Origin of the sequence: Undibacterium umbellatum, from assembly GCF_014284125.1 — a bacterium.
GTDB classification, from domain to species: Bacteria; Pseudomonadota; Gammaproteobacteria; order Burkholderiales; family Burkholderiaceae_D; genus Undibacterium; species Undibacterium umbellatum.
The window spans coordinates 203,624-226,027 of record NZ_JACOFX010000007.1 but is presented as its reverse complement, the minus strand read 5'-3'; the positions used below and the strand labels follow the sequence as shown (position 1 = coordinate 226,027).

The 22,404-nt window shown below is 50.8% G+C and carries 20 protein-coding genes; 13 read left to right on the top strand and 7 right to left on the bottom strand.

The window, feature by feature from the left end:
* Nucleotides 1-21 precede the first annotated feature (21 nt).
* From H8L47_RS15495 to H8L47_RS15485, 3 genes are all read right to left on the bottom strand, one after another.
* Nucleotides 22-321 (bottom strand): hypothetical protein, encoded by a 300-nt coding sequence (locus H8L47_RS15495; RefSeq protein WP_186954489.1) that lies wholly within the window; start codon nt 319-321, stop codon nt 22-24.
* Between the two features lie 183 nt (nt 322-504).
* The gene (locus H8L47_RS15490; protein ID WP_186954488.1) at nt 505-1,110 is read right to left on the bottom strand and encodes a chalcone isomerase family protein; all 606 of its coding nucleotides are present in this window, start codon (nt 1,108-1,110) and stop codon (nt 505-507) included.
* 168 nt (nt 1,111-1,278) lie between these two features.
* Nucleotides 1,279-4,161, bottom strand: a complete 2,883-nt coding sequence (locus tag H8L47_RS15485) for a TonB-dependent receptor plug domain-containing protein (RefSeq protein WP_186954487.1) — start codon at nt 4,159-4,161, stop codon at nt 1,279-1,281.
* A gap of 276 nt (nt 4,162-4,437) precedes the next feature.
* Here H8L47_RS15485 and H8L47_RS15480 point away from each other — a divergent pair, with 276 nt between their 5' ends.
* The 6 genes from H8L47_RS15480 (at nt 4,438) to H8L47_RS15455 (ending at nt 11,607) form a co-directional block, all read left to right on the top strand.
* Nucleotides 4,438-5,397 (top strand): LysR family transcriptional regulator, encoded by a 960-nt coding sequence (locus tag H8L47_RS15480; protein ID WP_186954486.1) that lies wholly within the window; start codon nt 4,438-4,440, stop codon nt 5,395-5,397.
* A gap of 74 nt (nt 5,398-5,471) precedes the next feature.
* A complete protein-coding gene (locus H8L47_RS15475; RefSeq protein ID WP_186954485.1) occupies nt 5,472-6,491 on the top strand; it encodes a transporter in 1,020 nt (339 codons plus the stop codon).
* Between the two features lie 44 nt (nt 6,492-6,535).
* Nucleotides 6,536-7,225, top strand: coding sequence for a nitroreductase family protein (locus H8L47_RS15470; RefSeq protein ID WP_186954484.1), 690 nt, complete (start codon nt 6,536-6,538; stop codon nt 7,223-7,225).
* A 33-nt stretch (nt 7,226-7,258) separates the two neighbouring features.
* Complete coding sequence (locus H8L47_RS15465) at nt 7,259-7,711, top strand: YybH family protein (RefSeq protein ID WP_186954483.1); 453 nt, start codon at nt 7,259-7,261, stop codon at nt 7,709-7,711.
* Nucleotides 7,712-7,930: 219 nt separating this feature from the next.
* Nucleotides 7,931-9,214, top strand: a complete 1,284-nt coding sequence (locus H8L47_RS15460) for an HD-GYP domain-containing protein (protein WP_186954482.1) — start codon at nt 7,931-7,933, stop codon at nt 9,212-9,214.
* Nucleotides 9,211-11,607 (top strand): sensor domain-containing protein, encoded by a 2,397-nt coding sequence (locus H8L47_RS15455; RefSeq protein WP_186954481.1) that lies wholly within the window; start codon nt 9,211-9,213, stop codon nt 11,605-11,607. Before H8L47_RS15460 ends, H8L47_RS15455 begins: the two co-directional genes overlap by 4 nt.
* A gap of 101 nt (nt 11,608-11,708) precedes the next feature.
* Here the strand turns inward: H8L47_RS15455 and H8L47_RS15450 are convergent, their stop codons facing one another.
* A complete protein-coding gene (locus tag H8L47_RS15450) occupies nt 11,709-12,470 on the bottom strand; it encodes a tetratricopeptide repeat protein (RefSeq protein ID WP_186954480.1) in 762 nt (253 codons plus the stop codon).
* Nucleotides 12,471-12,631: 161 nt separating this feature from the next.
* On the opposite strand from H8L47_RS15450, the gene H8L47_RS15445 reads away from it, so the two are divergent.
* Nucleotides 12,632-13,543 (top strand): methylglyoxal synthase, encoded by a 912-nt coding sequence (locus H8L47_RS15445; RefSeq protein ID WP_186954479.1) that lies wholly within the window; start codon nt 12,632-12,634, stop codon nt 13,541-13,543.
* A 94-nt stretch (nt 13,544-13,637) separates the two neighbouring features.
* On the top strand, nt 13,638-14,123 hold the full coding sequence (locus tag H8L47_RS15440; protein WP_186954478.1) for a phage regulatory CII family protein: 486 nt from the start codon (nt 13,638-13,640) through the stop codon (nt 14,121-14,123).
* A gap of 6 nt (nt 14,124-14,129) precedes the next feature.
* Here the strand turns inward: H8L47_RS15440 and H8L47_RS15435 are convergent, their stop codons facing one another.
* Complete coding sequence (locus H8L47_RS15435; RefSeq protein ID WP_186954477.1) at nt 14,130-14,951, bottom strand: DUF2314 domain-containing protein; 822 nt, start codon at nt 14,949-14,951, stop codon at nt 14,130-14,132.
* Nucleotides 14,952-15,184: 233 nt separating this feature from the next.
* On the opposite strand from H8L47_RS15435, the gene H8L47_RS15430 reads away from it, so the two are divergent.
* The 3 genes from H8L47_RS15430 (at nt 15,185) to H8L47_RS29800 (ending at nt 17,551) form a co-directional block, all read left to right on the top strand.
* Entirely contained in the window at nt 15,185-15,751 is a 567-nt protein-coding gene (locus H8L47_RS15430) for a chromate transporter (RefSeq protein WP_186954476.1), read from the top strand.
* Nucleotides 15,751-16,347 carry a chromate transporter gene (locus H8L47_RS15425; RefSeq protein WP_230413757.1) on the top strand — a complete coding sequence of 199 codons (597 nt, stop codon included), beginning with the start codon at nt 15,751-15,753 and terminating at the stop codon, nt 16,345-16,347. Before H8L47_RS15430 ends, H8L47_RS15425 begins: the two co-directional genes overlap by 1 nt.
* A 343-nt stretch (nt 16,348-16,690) precedes the next feature.
* Nucleotides 16,691-17,551 carry a hypothetical protein gene (locus tag H8L47_RS29800; protein WP_186954475.1) on the top strand — a complete coding sequence of 287 codons (861 nt, stop codon included), beginning with the start codon at nt 16,691-16,693 and terminating at the stop codon, nt 17,549-17,551.
* A 40-nt stretch (nt 17,552-17,591) separates the two neighbouring features.
* Here the strand turns inward: H8L47_RS29800 and H8L47_RS15415 are convergent, their stop codons facing one another.
* Nucleotides 17,592-17,903: a hypothetical protein gene (locus H8L47_RS15415; RefSeq protein ID WP_186954474.1), complete on the bottom strand. Its 312-nt coding sequence runs from the start codon at nt 17,901-17,903 to the stop codon at nt 17,592-17,594.
* 192 nt (nt 17,904-18,095) lie between these two features.
* Between H8L47_RS15415 and H8L47_RS15410 the strand changes: the two genes are divergently transcribed.
* Entirely contained in the window at nt 18,096-19,553 is a 1,458-nt protein-coding gene (locus H8L47_RS15410) for an aminotransferase-like domain-containing protein (RefSeq protein ID WP_186954473.1), read from the top strand.
* A 169-nt stretch (nt 19,554-19,722) separates the two neighbouring features.
* A complete protein-coding gene (locus H8L47_RS15405) occupies nt 19,723-21,048 on the top strand; it encodes a dicarboxylate/amino acid:cation symporter (RefSeq protein ID WP_186954472.1) in 1,326 nt (441 codons plus the stop codon).
* A 64-nt stretch (nt 21,049-21,112) separates the two neighbouring features.
* Here H8L47_RS15405 and H8L47_RS15400 read toward each other — a convergent pair whose 3' ends face one another.
* Nucleotides 21,113-22,345 carry a TCR/Tet family MFS transporter gene (locus H8L47_RS15400; protein WP_186954471.1) on the bottom strand — a complete coding sequence of 411 codons (1,233 nt, stop codon included), beginning with the start codon at nt 22,343-22,345 and terminating at the stop codon, nt 21,113-21,115.
* Nucleotides 22,346-22,404: the final 59 nt, after the last annotated feature.

Genomic DNA, 22,404 nt, shown 5'->3' with positions numbered 1-22,404 from the left:
TCGTGCCAGACTCATGTTGGCTCAACCCAGTTCCTTGATCACCAGATTGGTCAATTCACTGGCGACTGCCGCATCAAAATTTTCTTCCAATAAGCGCCATTTGAAGCTATTTCCCAACTGGGCTTTTTTATACACATTCAGACGACGGTCTTTTTTGAATTCGACCACCTTGATAGCAAGCTGTTGCATCACTTTATGACGTTTCAGCAAAGTTTTATCCTGCTTCTTTTTTGCCAGTTCTATTGGCATCTCCTTGATGACAAACTCAGCAAGCAGCAGGCCGATTTCTTTTTCTTCTTTTGCATTAAACCAACTAAACATGGCGAACTTTCTACTTGTGATAAATTCCGGCTAGTGAGCAAATTTTCGCACTTTTATCGCGGGAATGGTTTGCCCTTGGTAAAAGAGATTAATTTGCCATGATTATACTGAATCTTGACATAGGCTCCTACCCTCTTGCATGCAACAAGCTCCAGGCTCCAGGAGAAATTTGTTTCAAGAAGCCTACTTCAGCGATTTCTTGAAATCTGATTGCTCTCCCAGTAACTGCCGTTTCAGGCTATCCTGCGCCGTGTTTTCCCCTAGCCAGAGTTTTAGCAAGGCATTATAGAATAAGGGGTCAGGCAGGCTGTCCATGGTTTTTTTGCCATTGATCATGATGACCGTTCCTGTATCGGGCAGCCAGTCCACTGTCAGTTTGTCGCCTTTGCGAAATTCAGGCACTTTGGAAAACATTTCACCCAGCCGTATCATCTGGTCTATGATTTTGCTTTTCTGCTCCTTGCTGACATTGTGCTTTAGCCCCTCCATGAAATTCTGGCCAAAGCGTTCCGCACTGATATCCCGCAGCATGATGATCTGCATGCGTTTTGCTGTGCTCAAAGCCAGCACCTCGGCCGCTTGTGTTTTTTTCTCGCTCAGGTACAGGGCCGCCACAAATACCTGGAAAATCGCCTTGGAACGTACACCCGCACCATTCAAGTACAAGTCCTGATTGTCCAGGCGAATTTTATCTTCCAGTGTTATTCCCGCAAGCTCACTGGCCATGGCAGCAGGTAACGCCAGGCTACCTAGCAGGCTCAATAGCAAGATGCACAAGGATTTTTTCATGGTTTCTATTCCAGGTGAACGATAAGTGACAAAGACGATTCAATACACTAGTGTATTGAATCGTCTTTGTCAAATGCCAGATCAGGAATACCAGGACGAAAAAAAACAGGGGCTAATGCCCCTGTTTTTTTATATTGCTCGTTAATTACTGCTTAAAGCTTAAGCAGATTATTTGAACACATAACCCAGGTTCAAACGGAATGCACGGCCATAAGCATTGTGCAAGCTATCGTTGTAACCACTAGTCGTGTAGCTGGAGCTAGGATCGTATGGAGCTTTGGAATCCAGCGCATTCAATACACGTACACCGATAGTCAGGTCTTTGAAACCTTTGTATGTGTAGCCCAGATCAACTGTAGTCCAGCTGGAAACTGCGCACTCAGGTACATAAGTCAGGTATTTGGCTACGCCGCCCAGGGATGCTGCTGTGGATGGCTGGCCAGAACCGTAATGGCAGTAAGAAACTGGATAAGTTTCTGCCGCATTGGTGTGACGCAACAGAGATACGCCGCCAACAAAGTTGATCGCGCCGTTGACTGTGTGCGCTTCTTTAGTCCAGGAAGAAGACAGGCTGGCACGCAGACGTGGCATGTCGCCGACACTGGTTGAGAAGTTGGACAAGCCACCGCGTGTACCAACCAGATTGGTTTCTGGATCACCTGGTTTTTCTGCACGACGGTATTCTATCGTGTAGGAAGTACGGAAACGCGTATCCAGTTTGCCGTTGGCACCCAGGTTATTGCGCATTGCCATTTCCAGATCGATACCGCTCACAACCGTACTACCCTGGTTGATATAGTTACGCAACAGAGAAATCAGCGGGCCAGAATTAGGGATAACATTACCGTTCTTGTCTTTAACAAAATTGACAGGATTGGTATCACGGATCACAGCACCTGGATAAGCATCTTGATTATTCATAATCAGTGTGGAGGACAAAGCAGCAACTTCATCTTCTTTACGGATATTGTAGTAATCAACCAGAATGTCGAAATCACGCGTAGGCGACAAGACCATACCCAGAGAGAAACTCCTGGATGTTTCTGGCTTCAGATTAGGATTTTGACGGATCAGCGTCGAAATACTCTTAGAGCAGTCAGTGTTATCTGCACCGGCCAAAGGAGTTTTACCATCTGGGCAACGGATAGGATCAGCCTGGCTATTCAGGAAAGTCTGTGTACCACCAGCAGTCACTTGTACCAGCGCTGGAGCACGGAAACCATGTGCATAAGTGGAACGGAAAGCCAGGGAATCATTGACTGTCCATTTAGCGCCCACTTTTGGTACGAAATTGGTTTTAAAGCTAGGATATTTGTCGACGCGGCCAGCGAAATCCATTTCAAAGTTTTTCAGGAATGGCGTACGCACTTCAAAGAAAGCAGAAGTAACATTACGTTGACCCTGGATGAACTGGTTAGCCAGACCCAGAACTTGACCGGAGCTGGTCAGGTTGTCTGGTGTCAAGGTCATTTTTTCCTGACGGAATTCAACACCGGACGCCAGACCGATAGCACCACCTGGCAGGCTGCCAAATTCTGTGCTGGCCTTGAAGTCAGCCTGGGCGATTTCAGCCACACCAACGCTCTTCAGTTGACGGCTCAGGTTAGGTTGTCTGGCAACATCTGCCAAAGACATGTTCTGAGTAATCAGCTTTTGTACTTCCGGCAGCAACAGGAAGCCATTGGAAATATCGGTACGCTCGGAACGGTTCCACAATACGCCAGTTTCCCAATCCCAGCTCTTGAAACTACCTTTCAGACCGGAAGCAAAACGCAGGGATTCGTTCGTGGTATTGGTGCCACCTGCAATATTTTCAAAACGGTAGACAACTGCAGCACGGCTGGTCGGGAATGGATTGTCTGGGTGACCTACTGGCAAAATGGCCTGGAATGGCGTACCTGCACCAGACAGGGCAAATGCCGTGGATGGCGTACGACCATCAATAGTGCGTGAGCCACCAGTGTAATCACGCTCTGTTTTGTTATATGCTACTTCAGCAAAGGCAGACAAAGTGTCATTGATCTGATAGATGCCGCGTGACATGGCACTAAAGTCCTGGCCAGCGCCCTGAACTTCAGCAAACGCATCCAGATTGTAGTTACAGAACTGACGGCCATACAATGCGCTGGTAGTTGCGATATTGTATTGTGCGCCACCAGTGATCAAACGGGAAGAATCGCAATTGGTGCGATTAACCACGTTGGCATCATTGGCAGAGAAGAAAGTATTGCTGCCTGCTGTGCGTTCACGGTAGAAGAAAGGCTGGTTACTGGCAAAGCTGGAGTAAGGCGACAAACGGTTGTTGAGTGTGCTGTACAAGTCTTTTTCTACGTCTTTGGCATCCTTGATGGAAACGCGGTCACGCTTGGAATACTCCGCACTGACAGTCACATTGTAGCCATCTTGCGCATAGTTACCAAAACCAGCAAAACCACTGATGCTTTTTTTCTTGAACTGATTGTCATCATTAGCGCCCATGCTGGCGTTCATCTGAATGCCCTGGTAATCGCTCTTGGTGATGAAGTTGATAACACCGGCAATAGCGTCAGAGCCGTATACTGCAGATGCGCCATCTTTGAAGATCTCTACGCGTTCCAGCATCGACAAAGGAATGCTGTTGATATCGTACAGAGTGGATTGACCTTGATTTGGGTTTGCGTAAGCCGATGGCGTCATGCGACGGCCATTCAACAAAATCAAGGTGGAGCTGGAACCCAGGCCACGCAGGGAAGCTGTTGCCACGCCGCGGGAGAAACCGCCATCTACTGCATCGAATGCGCTACCGCTACCCAGAGCCGGGATCGTGCGCAACAATTCAGCAACAGAAGTCGCGCCACTTTGGCTGATATCTTTTGCTGTCAGTGTCTGGATAGGAGAAGTGCCTTCTTTATCAATACGCTTGATGTGGGAACCAGTTACTTCAATTTTTTGAATTTTTTCTGCTGGGTCAGCCTTGACTGTCTGCGCTTGAGCGCTCATCAGCATACTGCCCGACAACATAGCCAGTGCCAGCTTGACAGCGTAGGCACATTTCTTCTCTTGATAAAACATCCAGAATCTCCTTGGTGAATCATGAACAGGTTCAAACTGCTAAGACCAAAAATAGGGCAAGACTCGTTTGAACTGAGTCGCCATATCGTGGTCGAACCGAAGTGCTGCGAAAACATCTTGCATGTCGTTTTGTCGAAATAAGCTGTAAAAAAAGCTACTTATCACAGTCAGATCAAGACCGACGAATTGATACAATTTGTTGCATCACGGTATGATCCCATTACAATTTCATTACCGTCCAATGAGAAATTCAGGAAAAAGTATATAATTATCGTTATGATTGATACCTTGCCTATAGAAAAGTATTTCGCCCGACAGCTCAAGATCAAGCACTTGCGCTTGCTTGTGGAACTGGCTGACAAGCACACCGTTGCTCAGGTTGCGGCGACTTTACACGTCAGCCAGCCGGCTGTTTCCAAAATGCTTGGAGAGATGGAGGAAGGGATCGGTGTCAAGTTATTTGAACGTGCTGGGCGTGGTATAAAACCAACACCTTCAGGTGAATGCCTGATACGGCATGCGAGAGAAGTTTTATTTAATTTACAAAAAGCTCATCAAGAGATGCGCTCGCTGGCCACTGGTACAGTCGGTAAAGTGACCGTCGGCATTTTGAGCGTGGTATCTACCACCATCATTCCTAAAGCTGTCAAGATACTAAAGGCTAGCTGGCCAAACGTCACATTGTGCATTATGGATGGCACAGTTGATCAGCAACTACAGGATTTACGTGAAGGCAAGATAGACCTCATCATAGGCCGCGTGTTTTCAGAACGTGCGGCTGAACATTTGCAGGAAGAAGTCTTGTATGACGACCCGCTGGTGATCGTTACTTCCAGCAAAAACCCCTTGGCAAGACGCGACAATCTGACCTGGATGGATTTGAACAACCTGCCCTGGATCTTGTCGGTAGAAGAATCACCAACGCACCAGCGCATGATCAACCTGCTGGCAAAAAATGGCTTGAACAAGCCGACCGACGTCATCGAGTCTGTGTCGAGGTCGGTCAATGTGCCCTTGCTGATGGAACCACCACGCCTGGGCCTATTGTCACTGTCAGCGGCCCGCCAACTGGTGGCAGAAGGTGTCTTGCAGATCCTGCCTTTGAATCTGGGCCATCTGCCCAGCCCGGTTGGCATGATCTGGACCAAGACCCGGCCTTTATCGCATGCGGCACTGACCTTCCAGGATTGCATACGCCAAGCATCAATGTCATACAAGAACATGCTGATCAGTTAAAAACGCGTGGAAAGCCAGGCATTGACACGCTTGGCTGATTTACAATATGCCCAGTTTATTCGCCTGGACAGTCAATGCAAACAGAACACTTATCGTATGGTTCAGATCAGTCAGGATTGATTTGTGGATATGTCTTTGCACCTGCCCAGCCCGGCAAACCCATGTACACCAGCGAAGCTATCGATTGGCTGCAGTCACGGCACAGTGCCACGGACGACACTTTTATCTGGCTGCATTTCAATTTGTCGAATGTCACTGCAGAAAAATGGCTACATGAACATGCCGCCCTGCCTGAAGAATTTTTCGATACCCTGCATGAAGGTTCACGCTCCACCCGCATTGAACATGCCGATCACAGCCTGATCGCGGTGGTCAATGATGTCTTGCATGATTTTGCCTTCGAAGCCTCGGACATTGCCACCCTATGGTTGAATGTCAGCAGTAATGTGATGATCAGCGCCAGGCGCAAACCCCTGCAATCCGTAGACCGGCTGCGCAATGCGGTGAACCAGGGCGAGCATTTCAGCTCGCCAACAGAATTACTGACCCATTTACTGCGCGACCAGGCCGACGTGCTGATAGGCATAGTACGTAATGTCATCAAGAAAATTGATGATATCGAAGACCATTTGCTGGCTGACCGCCTGAATCATAAACGCGCCAACCTGGGCGAATTGCGACGGGTACTGGTACGCCTGCAAAGATTGCTGGCACCTGAGCCTGCCGCCCTGTTTCGCCTGCTACAAAGACCACCGGTCTGGGTGGCAGAGCGCGATGTCCAGGAATTGCGCCAGTCCACTGAAGAATTTGCCGTCGTCCTGAGCGATATGGCATCACTGCAAGAGCGCATCAAGCTCTTGCAGGAAGAAATCGCCGCCAGCGTCAATGAACAAAACAACCGCTCTCTGTTCGTCCTGACGATAGTAACGGTACTGGCCCTGCCCATCAATATCATTGCCGGTTTGATGGGCATGAATGTAGGTGGTGTACCTTTGGCCCAGCATGAAGATGGTTTCTGGATCGTGGTCGCCATCGTCGCCACTTTTACCGTCATTGCGGGCTGGTTGGCATTCAGAAAAAACCGCAACGATTAAGTCTGTTTTCCCCCACTGTCCACCCAGCTAGTCAGGAATAAGCCATGAGCAAACTTTCATTCAATCAAGGATCGCCGCAATTCATCCCGCTGTCGACTTACCAGTCTTACCCTGAAACTGAAATGCTGGAACGCGCGCAAAGCTTTTATCAGGACATGAAGCGACGCAAGACGATACGTGAATTCTCAGCTCGCCCGGTGCCACGCGCCGTCATAGAAGCCTGTCTGCTGACTGCTGGCACGGCGCCATCAGGTGCCAACCACCAGCCTTGGCATTTTGCAGTCGTCACCGACACAGCACTCAAGCACAAGATCAGGGTTGAGGCCGAGATAGAAGAACGCGAGTTTTATGAGCGCCGTGCGCCGCAGGAATGGAAAGATGCGCTGGCCCCGCTAGGTACGGATGCAGAAAAGCCCTTTTTAGAAACCGCACCTTACCTGATCGCCATCTTTGGACAAAAAGCCACCATGATGGATGATGGCAGTGCGGTCAAAAATTACTATGTACCTGAGTCAGTCTCGATTGCTACAGGATTTTTGATCTCGGCCCTGCATCATGCTGGCCTGGCAACGCTGACACATACACCCAGCCCTATGGGATTTTTGAACCAGTTATTGCACAGACCGGACAATGAAAAACCATATATCTTGCTAGTAGTCGGCTATCCGGCAGAGGATTGCATGGTACCGAATATACAGAAAAAACCACTGGAGCAAATAGCCAGTTTCTTTTGAACCGTTTGCCATTCTCAATTGTAGAGGTGTTCCATGCATCGATACTTATTTGCCTTGCTGATCGCCGCCAGCTTGCTGGTCAACCACGCACAGGCAGCAGATGAACGGGCTGACCTGATCAGCCAAGTCATGCAAGCAGAAACTGCCTTTGCCAAAACCATGGAGGCCCGTGACCACAAGGCTTTTACAGAATTTCTGGCGGAAGAAACGATCTTTTTTTCTGGTAAAAAGGTTTTGCATGGCAAACAGGAAGTGGCGGCAGCATGGAAACGCTTTTATGACACGCCAGCAGCCCCTTTTTCCTGGACGCCGGAAACCGTGGAAGTCTTAAACTCGGGCAAGCTGGCACTTAGCAGCGGACCAGTGCGCGACCCGCAAGGCAAACTGCTGGCCACCTTCACCTCCATCTGGCGACAGGAAAGCCCTGGCGTCTGGCGTATAATTTTTGACAAGGGCAATGACGCCTGTGAATGCGCAAAACCTTGAATAAAGTAAAACAAAATCGGCGATTATCGTCAGATAAGACCGAACTCAGATCAAAATTCGCTGTATTTAAGACGTAAACCCCACAGTCAGCCGGAATTCTGGATGGGTGAGTAAAAAGCTGATGTAACATGGAATGAACTGTGGCTGGTGGTTGTATGGCACACCGACGCCTAGCCTGCAGATTTTTACTCAAAAGTCACATTTTGGGAAACCCGTGTCATGACTGATCTTCATACACAGTTTATTGAACTGAGCCAGCTTCGCATAGGCATGTTTGTCTATCTCGATGTGGGCTGGATGGATCATCCATTTCCTGTTTCCAATTTCAAAATCAGCAACAATGCACAAATCGAGACCATCCGTTCGCTGGGTCTGGAGCGCGTGCGCTATGCACCGGACAAGAGCAGCCCGGAAACCAGTACCAAGACCGATGATGCTCAGATTCAGCAAGAAAACAAGCTTATCGAAAGTCCCGGCGCGTTTGCCGCCAGACAAAGGAGGGAATTGCTGGCCAACCAGCAAGCCAGTCTGCAAGTCTGTGAGCGGCAATTCAGCCATGCGGCACAAACCTTCAAGCAAGTCACTGAACTGGTGCATTCCCAGCCTGCCCAGGCAAGGGAATTGACTGAGCAACTGATACAAGGTTTTCTTGGTGAGATTTTGGGAGAAGACGAGGCCGCGATACGCCTGTTGTCCGAAAAAGCTGGTGAAAAAACTTCGCTACATTCCATCAATGTGACGGTCATATCACTCTTGCTGGGACGAACACTGCATCTCAGCAAAACAGACATGCTTGACCTGGGTGTAGCGACTATGCTGCATGACATAGGCAAAATGGAGTTACCAGACCGACTGCGCTGGCAGGATGAGCACTTCAATCATGCCGAGCGCCAGCTTTACCATGAGCACGTCCTGCACAGCCTGGCATTGGCGCGCAAGATGGGCTTATCGGCCAATGTCTTGCTGGCCATTGCCCAACATCATGAGCATGCCGATGGTACTGGCTACCCCAGCCATGTGCAGGGCGATAAACTCAGTGCTATAAGCCGTATCATCGCACTGGTCAATCATTACGACAATCTTTGCAACCCTGCCAATCCGGCGTTTGCCATCACCCCGCATGAAGCCTTGTCGCAGATTTTTACCCAGCACAAGCCACGTTTTCATATTCCCACCCTGACGGCTTTCATACGCATGATGGGTATTTATCCACCAGGCTCGGTGGTGCAGTTGACCGATGAGCGATATGCCATGGTGGTCTCGGTGAATTCGGCCCGCCCTATCAAACCCAAGGTGGTCATCCATAATTCTGCCGTACCTCGCGATGAAGCCCTGGTCATCAATCTGGAGCATGAAAATACCCTGTGCATACATCGCAGCCTGAAACCTCTGCAATTGCCCAAGGCAGCCTATGATTATCTGTCGCCACGCAAACGGCTATGCTATTTCTTTGAACGCGGTCTGGAAATCGAGCAACAAAAGGAAGATGGAGCTACGACATGAAGGCCCATCCCTGGCAATCGATGATAGAAGGCTTGCTGGAAGCCATTATCCTGGTTGATCCCATACAATTGCGCATCGTTGCGGCCAACCAGGCCATCCACCAATTGCTGCAAGTCGGATCTAGCAGTCTGCTGGGCAAAGGTGTTATTGAACTTGCAGTCGCACCTGAAGACGTGTTTTTCTGGGAAGATGTCGCTGCTGGACTGTCCGAAAACATCCATTCCGAAACCATGCTGAAACGTGCCGATGGCAGCATAGTCCAGGTGGAAAGACGTGTCACCCTGATCAGGACAGGCGTGGATAGTTCGGTCTATGTGGTCGCTATCAATGACCATTCCAACCAGCGCCGGGTGGAAAATGAGTTGGAAAAACTGATCGCTGAACTACGCGCCACTCTGGAATCTACAGCTGACGGCATACTGGTCACTGATCTTGATGGCGCCATCCGCAGCTACAACCACTTGTTTGCTGAATTATGGGGCTTGCCAGATGAGCTGCTGACCCAGCGCGACGATGGCGCCATTTATGCTTGGATGGACGCGTGCATGCACGATGCCAGTCAGTATGAAGAGCGCCTCGGTACCATCAGTCGCTCGCCACTGATGGAAGCGACCGATGTATTGACACTACGCTCAGGCAAGACATTGGAAAGAGTCACCCTGCCGCAATATGCGCGTGGCCGGCCGATAGGGCGTGTGTATTCTTATCGCGACATTACCCAGCGCCTGGCAGATGAAGCGCGTTTGCGTCTGGCGGCCAAAGTATTTGAGTCGAGTACCGATGCAATTTTCATTACCGATGCCGAGCAAAAAATCGTCACCACCAATCCCAGTTTCGAGCGCCTCAGCAGTTATACAGAACAAGAAATGCTGGGCAAAACACCAAGGGATTTTTTTTCAGAAGAAGGCAATGCTGTTCAAGTTGAAAACCTGCTCAAGGAACTCGACAATTTGGGCTTTTGGGAGGGAGAACTCTGGAACAGGCGCAAGAATGGCCATGCCTATCTGTGCATGATATCTCTGGTCAAGGTACAGGATGAATTTGGCGCCGCACTGAATTACATAGGCTTTTTCAAGGACAGGACAGAAACCCATACAGCCAAGCAGAGAATTGAAGAACTGGCATTCCTTGATGTTCTGACTGGCTTGCCTAACCGCTTATTGCTGGAAGAACGCATACGACAAGCCATTACCATTTCCAGCCGTAATAATTCCACATTCTCCCTGCTGTTCCTCGACCTCGATCATTTCAAACAAATCAATGACTCCCTTGGCCATCCTTTTGGTGACCGTGTCTTGCAGCAAGTGACTGAAAGATTAAAGAAATGCATACGCCAGGTGGATACGGCGGCCCGCTTGGGTGGGGATGAATTTGTCTTGCTCCTGCATGAAGCCAATGCCGAGGGCGCAGAAATTTGTGCCAGAAGAGTATTGGAAGAATTGTCTGCCCCGTTTTCACTTGATGGCATGCACTTTACCGTCACCGCCAGCATAGGGATTGCCCTCTACCCTGAGGATGGGATTAGCATGGCCGACCTGATCAAGAATGCCGATAGCGCCATGTATCATGTCAAGGAGCGCGGGCGTTCCGATTTCCGCTTTTACCAGCGGCAAATGAATATAGGCTTACTGTCGCGCATGAAACTCGATCACGCCATGCGCCAGGCCCTGGAACACCAGCGGTTCCGCCTGCATTACCAGCCACAAGTAGAGCTGGCGACTGGCAAGATGCTGGGGGTGGAAGCCTTGCTGCGCTGGACCGACAAGGATCTGGGCGAAGTCAGCCCGGTGCAATTCATCCCGGTGGCAGAAGAATCTGGCGTCATTGTACCGATAGGCAATTGGGTCATCCAAACGGCCATCAAACAAGCAGCTTTGTGGAACCGGGATGGCAAATCCATGCGGGTGGCAATCAATGTCTCTGCCCTGCAATTCCAGCAAGCCAATTTTGTCGACAGTATCGCTGCCGCCTTGCATGAGCATGCGTTGCAACCGCATTGCATAGAACTGGAATTGACAGAATCCATTCTGATCAAGGATGTTGAAGATGCCCTGAAAAAACTGGAATCCCTGGCAGCATTGGGCGTCAAACTGGCGATTGATGATTTTGGCACTGGCTATTCCAGTCTCAGCTATCTGAAACGCTTCCCTATTTATAAGCTCAAGATAGACCGCTCTTTTGTTGGCGACTTGCCTGTTGATGAAAGTGATGTCGCCATCGTCACCGCCATCATCCACCTGGCCCATGCGCTGAAATTGCGTGTGATTGCCGAAGGCGTGGAAACCGACAGGCAACGCGAATTTCTCCAGCAAAGGCAATGTGATGAAATGCAGGGGTATCTTTTTTCTCAGGCGATGTCAGCAGATGAACTTGAACAACGCTATCTGCGTTGAATCTTTCCTGAAGTCGCCAGCCTCGGCTTGAAAAAAAACGCCGCATGAAAGAATGCGGCGTCCGCTCTACGTTTGTTTTTCAGCAGCCTTGCTTTTCAAGCTCAAAAATGCATTCTCCAATAGCGGGAATCATCGCGGATTTCAGCAATTTGCTCACTGGTCAGCTCATTGCTGACCAATTCACGGCTATCCATGGCTTTACTGCCGACTTTCAGGCTGGCTTTGAGTAAATAATGGTAACCCGTCAGCATGTCCCTTTCTACCCCGTCGCCATGCAGATAGCGCAAACCCATTTGAAACTGGGCAGTGGACAAACCCTGATTTGCAGCCTGCATTTCCCAATGGGCAGCTTGATCTGTGCTTTTTTCTATTCCTGCGCCTTCTTCATAAGCCAGGGCCAAATGATGCTGAGCACTGGCATTACCTTGTTGGGCAGCCTGCTGGTACCAGAATACCGCTTCTTCAGGATTGGCATCGACACCTTTGCCTGTGGCATACATATAACCCAGCGCCAGTTGAGCAGAAGTCAGCCCTTGCAAGGCGGCGCGACGAAACAGTTTGAAAGCCATGCTTTCGTCAGCCTCCACACCCTCGCCAGTCAGATACAAGACACCCAGATTGGTTTGTGCACCAGCGTGGCCTTGATCAGCAGCCTGCTCGAGCCAGTAAGCGGCTTCCTGTACATTTTGCAGGTTGGCGTCGGGTTCGAGATACAGCAAACCCAACATATTTTGCGCCTGGGTATCCCCTAGAAGCGCCCAGCGCCTGACTTGCATTTCATCATCAAGATCATCATCACCCAAAGCCGAAGCGCAGGTCAGCATGATCATGAGCACCATCAGCAGATGTCGCCATTTTTTCATTTTATCCTCACCTGTTTTACCGCATGGCTATACATGCTACGCCTGTCTGCGAAAACGCGTGTGTCACCACTGTTGGATTAGGTAACAAAATGTAGCCTGAAGACTGCCCGCACAGGCAGTCTGGGAGTAAACTATCGGGGCAAACAATTTTTCCACCCGCCATGAAAGCAGATACAGTGACCTCGCAGAAAAAGCTACGCATAGGATTGATTGCCAACCGTTCTCACCAGGACGCTCCCAATTCTGCCTTGGTGCAGCTCCTGCATGGTGGCGGGCCGGCACTGCAACATCTGCAAGCAGAAATGGTGATCGTCGGGCGCACGCTGGACGCCATCATTTCTCATGGGCTGGTTGACAGCTGCCCTGTGGTCGAGCGTTTCCCTTATGGCCGTGAAGGCGGCTTGATGAAACTTGTATCGCGGGTCGTCGACCGGGAACCAGCCAGAGCGGTCGATGCAGTGATCTACCTGATTGATCCGGTTGACCCTTCTTCGATTTTCCCGGAAGCCCAGGCACTCAAACGCCAGTGCGTAATCCATCGGAAGCCTTTCCTGGCAACTTTGGCCAGCGCCAGGGAATGGCTGGAACTGGAAGCCACGGCTGCCGGTGCCGCCATAGACAATAAGCTGAACCCGAGTTTTGAATTAAAAAATGAGGGCATCGCCCTGATCGCCCATGATGCAATGAAAGAAAGCATGCTGGTCATGGCAGAGAAACATTTCGACCTGCTCGACAGTTTCGGCCACCGCTACGCAACAGGCACTACTGGCGGCTTGCTGAACCAGCTGGCACAAAAAATCAAGGGAACAGAAGCTGGCAAGAACTGGGTGACCCCTTATCTTTCTGGCCCCCTGGGTGGCGATGCGCAACTGGCAGAACTGGTACTTGACAGGCAGATACGCCGCATCCTGTTCCTGGAAGACCCGCATGTGGCACGCCAGCATGAAGCAGATATACAATTGCTGGAACGCGCAGCCCGCACCGTTTGTGATTATGCCCAGGTCATCAGCGAAGTCAGCGGGGCGGACCGCTGGCTGACATTGTTGACCCGGAGAATAGCCGCCCAGACCTGAGTGTGGCCTTTTTTGCATCCATGTTACATCTATGGGAGTATTGTCTGGCCCTCTGTACAATGCTTCCTGCTCAAAAATCAATGAGGAACTCAGCATGACACGCAAATATTCGGATATGAACCAGCACGACGCCTTGTACAAGATCGCGCGCGCCTACCCTGGTGGCCTGGAAGCCCTGGCAATCCGTATGGAAGTCTCGGTGAATGTCTTGCGCAACAAGCTGGCCCCTGGCATAGAAACCCATTACCCGTCTTTTGAAGAATTCTCGATCATCATAGAACATTGCCAGGACGCCGGAGTCAAAGAGGCCCATCTGCCTCTGCATGCTCTCTTAAGCCGGCATGGCATGGCCGCTTTTTCCATCCCGGAACCACATGAAATCCGAGAAGATGATTTGTCGCAAACCGTGTGCCGCGTCATGAGCCGGGTTGGTGATGTGGCTGAGGCAGTCTCAACTGCCTTGCTGGATGGCGTGATTACCGATGCCGAAGCTGACCTGATAGAAAAAGAATTCCAGAGCGCTCTGACCGTGCTGGGCGAATGGCGCGCCCGCATACGGGCGCATCACAGACAAGGGTAACTTCTATTAATGCAGCTTTTGTTCCAGAAAAGCCACAATTCTGGGCCAGCCCATTTTGCGGGCCAGATCAAGTGCAGTCTCGCCTCTGGGATTGACAGCACCAAGGTCGGCACCGTGTTTCACCAGTAAAGTCACGGGTGCAAGATTGCCCGCCAATGCATCCTTTTGCAGTAGTGTCCAGCCATTTTCATCAACACTACGGGTGAACGAAGGGTCGTCACGCAAGCCCTCGTCCATTTTCTCAACCATGTTTTCACTCATGGGATGTTCGGGCAAATCTCCGGTATGCGCCACTGCCGCCAGTTCTTTCTTGCCGAACAAGCCAGATAAAAAGCCCTGCTTTTCCTGGGTTTGTGCAGGAACGATAAACACTTCACCGGGTTTGCCAAAATCCAGTCCCCAGGCTTGATCATGTTCTTCACGCTCTGAGTCTGGCATTTCCTGGCGCATCACATCTATACTAAACCCGCCATAAACCTTGCCGCCTATCGTGTACATCCAGTCACCAATTTCGGCCAGTGACACGCTGACATTGTCACCAGCAGCAATGTTGTCACACCATTGTGGCGAATTCAGCAAGATACCGGAAATGATTTCACCGTCAAACTGTATGTCATTCACCCACATATGCTCGACCTCAGGCCCGTCACCAACAGCCTTCGTAGGAAACGCGACTTTGACAGCAGCCAGTCCCAGGCCGGGAATGATGCGCCGGTATTCCCAGGACAGCTCCCGCCAGAAATATTTAAAGGTATTACGCGCCTGTTTTGCCGCCTCTTGCATAGCCAGGCTTTCACCTGAAAACATCAATATCTTGTCGTCGCTCATGATCATGACCACTGAAATAAAAAAGACTGTAGCGTAAGCCTGCAGACAAATAAGCGAGTACAGGACTTCGTTTCAAATGATACAAGTTCTTACCTTTTGTTGATGACGCATGACATGGAGCGCAACCAAGCCAAGGGAAATTGGCAGCTGTCAACTATTTGCCCAGCAGCATTTTCTCTGCTGCCTTACAATATAAGCCTGCCCCAATGTCAAGCCAACAGGCTGCCACCACCATGTCCACAGAAGCTCCTGGCCAGCGGCCCAAATCCCTGGCGGATTTGTATATCTCTTTTACGTTGCTGGCATTGCAAGGATTTGGCGGGGTACTGGCCGTCGTGCAGCGTGAACTGGTAGAGAAAAAACGCTGGATGACGATGGAAGAGTTCGTCGAAGACTGGGCAGTCGCACAAATTTTGCCAGGGCCTAATGTCGTGAATTTATCCCTCATGATAGGCCACCGCCATTTTGGTTTTGGTGGTGCCATGGCCGCTCTGGCTGGCATGTTGTCGGTGCCTTTATTGATCGTGCTGGCCCTTGCTGTGGTATATGCCCAGTTCTCCCAACATCCTGAAGTGGTAAGTGCCTTACGCGGCATGGGCGCCGTCACCGCTGGGCTGATTATCGCTACCGGCTTGAAGCTGGTGCCTGCCCTGAAGAACAATCCCCTGGGCAGACCCACCGCCCTGCTCTTCAGTGCATTGTGCTTTGTCGGCATCGCCTACTTCCGCTTGCCGCTGGCGTATGTATTGTTCAGTCTGGGTGCCATCACTTGTATCATTGTCTACAGGAAGCTGAAATAATGCCGGATACCCTGAACAATGTCTTGCACATCAGTATGAACTGGCATGACTGGCTGCAATTGTTTTTGCATTACATGATGTTGTCTTTGCTGTCGATAGGCGGGGCGATTTCCACCCTGCCTGACATGCACCGCTATCTGGTGGCGCAACAGGGCTGGCTGAGCGATGCGCAATTCAATGCCTCAGTATCCATAGCCCAGGCTGCCCCAGGCCCGAATGTCTTGTTCATCGCCCTGATGGGCTGGAATGTAGGCATGAATGCCGGTGGTATGTGGACAGGCTTGCTGGGGGTAGTTGTCGCCATGACGGGCATACTTTTACCCAGTACCACCCTGACATATGTCGCCGCCAGCTGGGGCCACGCCAACCGCGAACTGCGCAGTGTGCGCGCCTTCAAGCTGGGCATGGCACCTATTGTCATAGGGCTGTTGCTGGCAACAGGCTGGATCATGGCAGCCTCTCACGACCAGGCCAGCAAGGACTGGCCTTTGTGGTTGATGACGGTAGTCTGCACTATCGTGGTCTGGCGCACCCGTTTGCATTTGCTGTGGTTGCTGGCGGGCGGCGCAGCGCTGGGCTGGTTCGGCCTGATTTGAGTCTGCGGACCTCATTCCCGTACGGCAACACCGTATCCTTGTCAGGATGGAACAAATTTTCATCCTGTCTCTCCATCCCTCCCAGTGCCAGCAGCATGTAAATTTTCTTTACCTGTTTGTAAGCAGTTGTCGGCAAACATGGCCGTTTTGCTTGTCTGTCCCTGGTCAATCACGGTAAATAGACTCAGTTAACTGAAATTTCCCTGAACCACTTATTGCATTTTTCAATTTCGATAACATAATCAAGTTAAGCAGTGGGTCAACAGACAATCTTTGTTACAGGATCAGGCATAGTTTGAGGTATGCTTGCCACCTTGAAATTCTGCACCGGTTCATATAGTCCATGAAGTTGAGCATAGAAGCGCCTGAGAATGAAATCACCCAGCCGGGTGAGATTCATTTGCATATCCGGTTTCGCCCTGCAAATATGTTTGGTATCTTGCTGGCTTTGCTGGTGCATGGACTCTTGCTGTATTTCTTGCTGAACATGAGCGCAGTGAAGAAAAAAATGGAGAAAGCGGGCATCGCTGCTCCTATGGTCTTGCTGATGGACAAGGTTGCGCAAGCTCCTAAGCAGGCAACAGCGCCAAAAAAGGAAAAAGCACCATCCAAGCCTGTGCGTGTACCGCCATCCAAAAACGCCATCACCCAACCCAAGGCGCCACCGCCCTTGCCAACCAACGATTCACCCGTTCCACAACCACCGCCGCCAGTGGCAAATAATGTGCCGCCTGAAATGGATATGATGGCTATGGCCAATGCCGCACGGGAGCGCCGTCGCGCTGCCGAAGAAGCGGCAGCCCAGGAAAATGAAGGTGCCCGTCAGGCAGGCCGTGGCATGACACCGCAAGAAGTCGCCGAAGCCAATGTCAAGCGCAGCATGCAACAGGCGGCCAACCGCGGTGGTGGCAGCGGTGTCTTTGAACTGAACAGCGTTGGCACACGAGTAGCCAGTTTTTCTTTCCGTGGCTGGAACACCCGCATAGTGGCTACTGGCGGCAAACAGTCTTTTGAAGTCGATGCAGGACTGGGTGGCGATGTGCGCCTGGCAGTGGTACGCCGCATGATAGAAATCATACGCATGGAATACAAGGGCGACTTCAACTGGGAATCCAGGCGACTAGGCCGTGTCATGGTCAAATCAGCCCGTGTGGAAGATTCGGCAGAGCTGGAAAGCTTTTTGCTCAAGGAATTTTTCCCCTAGCCCTTATTAAGCCTAACCTGCAGCCTATCGTTTCCAGACCTTAAGGAGATGGACGCCAGCCCGCCTGCAATGCTTGCCATGCGCCTGAAAGAACATGCAGCCAGTGCTGTGTCGGCTCAGGTCTTTGCACCAGCAAATCGCAAGCCTGCAAGACTTGCAACTCTACCCAGCCACCATGCTCAGAGTAGTAAACACTGTCTGCATCCAGCACGGTGTCAATCTGCCAGGCCACTCCTTCCAGAAATTGCGGCAAGGCGATCAGGCGTAACTTCCCTGACTTTATATACAAAGTGCTACCTGCTGTTAACAGGCAATGCATGCTCTGACCCTGCCTGATGCTATTTCTATACATGATGAGACTCCTGAAAGAGGTGAGAAACTGCTGACAAATGCAGTTTTCAGGGTAGTCTTTGCAGCAGGATCTGCACAGGCACAGAGAATTCATATCTGTATCGTATCAGACAGAAAATTTATAATCTGTTATTGTATAGTTTGCCCTCAACTGTATTTGTGCAGTCAACGACTGATATCTCATCATCGACATATGCAAAACCTACCCCTCTATAAGCAACTGGCCGAGCATTATCTGAATGCCATACGCTGCGGCACGCTAAAACTGGGCGACCGCATGCCCTCGGTGCGCAAGCTCATGCATGTGCACGGCGTCAGTCTGTCCACTGCGTTACAGCTGTGCCGCCAGCTGGAAACCGAAGGCTGGCTGGAAGCCCGCCCGCGTTCAGGGTATTTTGTGCGGCAACCACGCCGGGTGCGCCTGATTCCAGCGCAAGAGCCAACCATAGGCAAGATCATTGACCCGGCGCAGTTTGTCGGCATCCATGAACTGGTGTCAGAAATCATCGCGCAGGGCCAGCGCCAGGTGAAATGCAATCTGGCACGGGCAACTGGTGGCCCTGCCCTGTACCCGCACCAGCAATTACGCAGCCTGACTGTCAGTACCCTGCGCCGCTATCCAGAACTGCTGACCAAGACAATTACGCCGGGTGGTAACCGTGAACTCAAAGCGGCACTGGCCAAGCGCGCACTTGATTCCGGCATCAGCACATCTGCTGATCAGGTCATCATCACCAATGGCTGTATCGAGGCTTTGAACCTGGCCTTGCGTGCAGTCGCGCAAGCAGGTGATGTCATCGCAGTCGAGTCGCCGACTTTTTATGGTCTCTTGCAAGTGCTGGAAAGCCTGGGCATGAAGGCGCTGGAAATACCCACCAGCCCGAGTACCGGGATTTCTGTCGAAGCGCTGGAACTGGCGATGCGTACCTATGACAATATCAAGGCGGTGGTGGTGGTACCGCATTTGCAAAATCCGTTGGGCAGCATGATGCCCGATCAGCATAAACAAAAACTGGTGGCGCTGTGCGAAAAGCAGGGCATACCCCTGATAGAAGATGACTCTTATAGCGCTCTCGCAGATGGCGACAAAATCCCCACTGCATTGAAGCAATGGGACCATAGCGGCAATGTGATTTACTGCGCATCCGTGCATAAAATTCTTGCGCCAGGCATGCGTGTTGGCTGGATACTGGCAGGACGCTGGCAAGAACGTGTGAACATGCTGAAGTATGCACACACGCGCTATAACGAAGAATTGTCACAGATAGTCACGGCGACTTTTTTACTGTCGTCAGCTTACGACAGACATCTGCGGAAACTACGTAGCAGCCTCGCTGTGCAAAGAGAAAAAATGGCAGAAGCGATTGCCACTTATTTTCCGGAAGGCACGCGCGTGACCATGCCGGCAGGTGGAGTTTCGTTGTGGGTAGAGATGCCAACCGGAACTTCATCCCGCGCTGTTTTTGATGCTGCGCTAGAGGAGAGTATCCTGGTTTCTCCGGGCTTGATGTATTCCAATTCAAATCGTTTTGATCATTTTTTGCGCCTCAATTGTGGCATGCCATATACCCAGGATCTCGATGATGCGATGCGTTTACTGGGCCGCATTATTCAACATCAGGCTTCATTAAAACAAATTATTGCCGCGTAAATCTCTACGTAAAAATCTGCGTAATTTTTAAGCACTGTGGAAAGCCACAATTGTGGCTGATCCACGGATTTTTCATAATGGCTGCACTGACGGAAAAAAAATTCCGCAACGTGCTCGCCATAATGATTTCATGCAGGCGAGACTTTATACCATCCCATGGAGACCAAGGATGAAAGCTCAAGCCTTCTACAAATCCCTGTATTTTCAAGTCATCACCGCCATTGCACTGGGCGTGTTTCTTGGCCATTTTTACCCTGAATCTGGCACCGCCATGAAGCCTCTCGGCGATGGCTTCATCAAGCTCATCAAGATGATGATCGCGCCGATTATTTTCTGTACTGTAGTCGTTGGCATCGCCGGTATGGAAGACATGAAAAAAGTTGGCAAAACCGGTGGCATGGCATTACTGTATTTTGAAGTTGTCAGCACGCTGGCACTGATCATCGGTCTCGTCATTGTCAATATTGTGCAACCTGGTGCTGGTATGCATATCGATGTGCAAACACTGGATACCAAGAGCATCGCCGCATTCGCCGCACCTGGAAAAATGCAGACCACGACAGAGTTCCTGATGGCGATTATTCCTACTACGTTCACCGATGCTTTTGCCAAGGGTGAGATACTGCAAGTCTTGCTGATCTCGGTATTTTTTGGCTTCGCCCTGCATCGTTTTGGCGGACGCGGCACGATGGTATTTGATCTGGTCGAAAAATTTTCCCACGTCTTGTTTGTCATCATCGGTTACATCATGAAAGTTGCTCCCATAGGTGCCTTTGGTGCGATGGCTTTCACGATAGGTAAGTACGGTGTTGGCTCACTGGTGCAACTCGGTTTCCTGATGGCGACTTTCTACGCGACCTGCCTGATTTTCATCTTCGTGGTGCTGGGTGCGATTGCCAGGGTACATGGTTTCAGTATCTGGAAATTCATCAAATACATCAAGGAAGAATTGCTCATCGTACTTGGCACGTCTTCATCAGAATCAGTGTTGCCACGCATGATGGCCAAGCTGGAAAACCTGGGTGTGAAAAAATCCGTGGTTGGCCTGGTGATCCCTACAGGTTACTCCTTTAATCTGGATGGCACATCCATCTACCTGACCATGGCTGCGGTATTCATCGCCCAGGCCACGGATACACCGATGACAATGATGCAGCAAATCACTTTGCTGGGTGTTTTATTGCTGACATCCAAGGGTGCAGCAGGCATCACCGGCAGCGGTTTCATCGTGCTGGCAGCTACCCTGTCTGCAGTGGGTGGCGTACCTGTCGCTGGCCTGGCTCTGATACTCGGTATAGACCGCTTCATGTCCGAAGCACGTGCCCTGACCAACCTGATCGGCAATGGCGTCGCCACGGTCGTGGTGGCCAAATGGGGCAATGACGTGGATGTCGTCAAGATGCAAAAACGCCTGAACAATGAAACCACGGAAGAAGCAGAAGATCCTGAACTCTTATTGGATACTGCATCCATGCATACCGCTGTACGTCACTAAACTGCTTAAAATTAGGATAAAAAAAGGCGGACTTTCAAGTCCGCTTTTTTTATTCCTGCAAACTTCAGCTACTTTTTTTCAAGTGACGCAGTGCCAAAGTCAATGCCATTAATTGCACGCTCGCGGCCAAAAAGAAAGGTGCGCCCAGCCAGACACTGCCCTTGGAAAAATGACTGACTTGCCCGACGATGGAAGTGCCGATCAGGGTGGCAAACACGCTCATGATACTGGCCAGTGCCGTCAACGACCCCATGGCCAGTCCTTGCGAACGCGCATCGACGGCACGCGAAAAAAAGCCTTGCAAGGCAGGTCCGGCGGCAAAGGCCAGTACATTACACAGGATCAGCACGTACATCATCCAGCCCTGGTTTGCCAGCCCATACATGCTCAGCGCAATAGTAGAAGAGGCAAGGCCGATCAAGACTGCATTGGCATCCCCTACCCGCTTGATATAACGCCCCAGAAAAACACCCTGCATGAGTACGCTGGATACACCAACCATGAACAGAGAAAAACCATTTTGCATGGGGGTCCAGCCAAAGCGCAATTCTGTTGATAACACCCAGGTGGTTTGCAAGGTGAATTGGGCAAACATGGTCAGTGCATACACCCAGACCAGCGCACCTACGCCCCGTAAATGCGCGAGGCCACTAAGACCGGCAAAGGGATTGGCAGCAGAAATATGAAAAGCCTTGCGATGATCGGCAGGCAGTGATTCTGGCAGCGTGAAATAACCATACACCACATTTCCCAGCGCCACGGCAGCGGCCAGATAAAACGGGTAATGGATATGCATTTCACCCAGCATGCCGCCTATGACAGGGCCACAAATAAAACCCAGGCCAAACATGGCACCTATCTTGCCCAGGGCTTTGGCGCGATTTTCCGGGCTGGAGACATCGGCGATATAAGCATTCGCGACTGACAGATTACCCGCCGTGATACCTCCCAGGGCGCGCACCAGCAGCATCCAGTAAATAGTCGTGACCTGAGTCAGCAAGAGGAAATTCAAGCCCAGACCAAATACACATATCAATAAGACCGGGCGGCGGCCATAACGGTCACTGAGTGCGCCTATCATCGGTGCAAAGATAAATTGCATGACGCCATAGATGGCGACAATTGCACCATACCAGTAAGCCTGGCTATCTGCCTGCAAGGTATAACTGGCCACCAGCCGCGGCAATACCGGGATGATGAGGCCTATGCCCAGGATGTCCAGAAACACCGTGATCAGGACAAAACGCACATTGGTGGGCAGCGGTTTGACGGCATCCGTCTGTTCAGAACTTGTCATGGATGACGACCTTTAAGCAAAATTGACAAAGCACAATAGTATATGATTACCGCAAGATA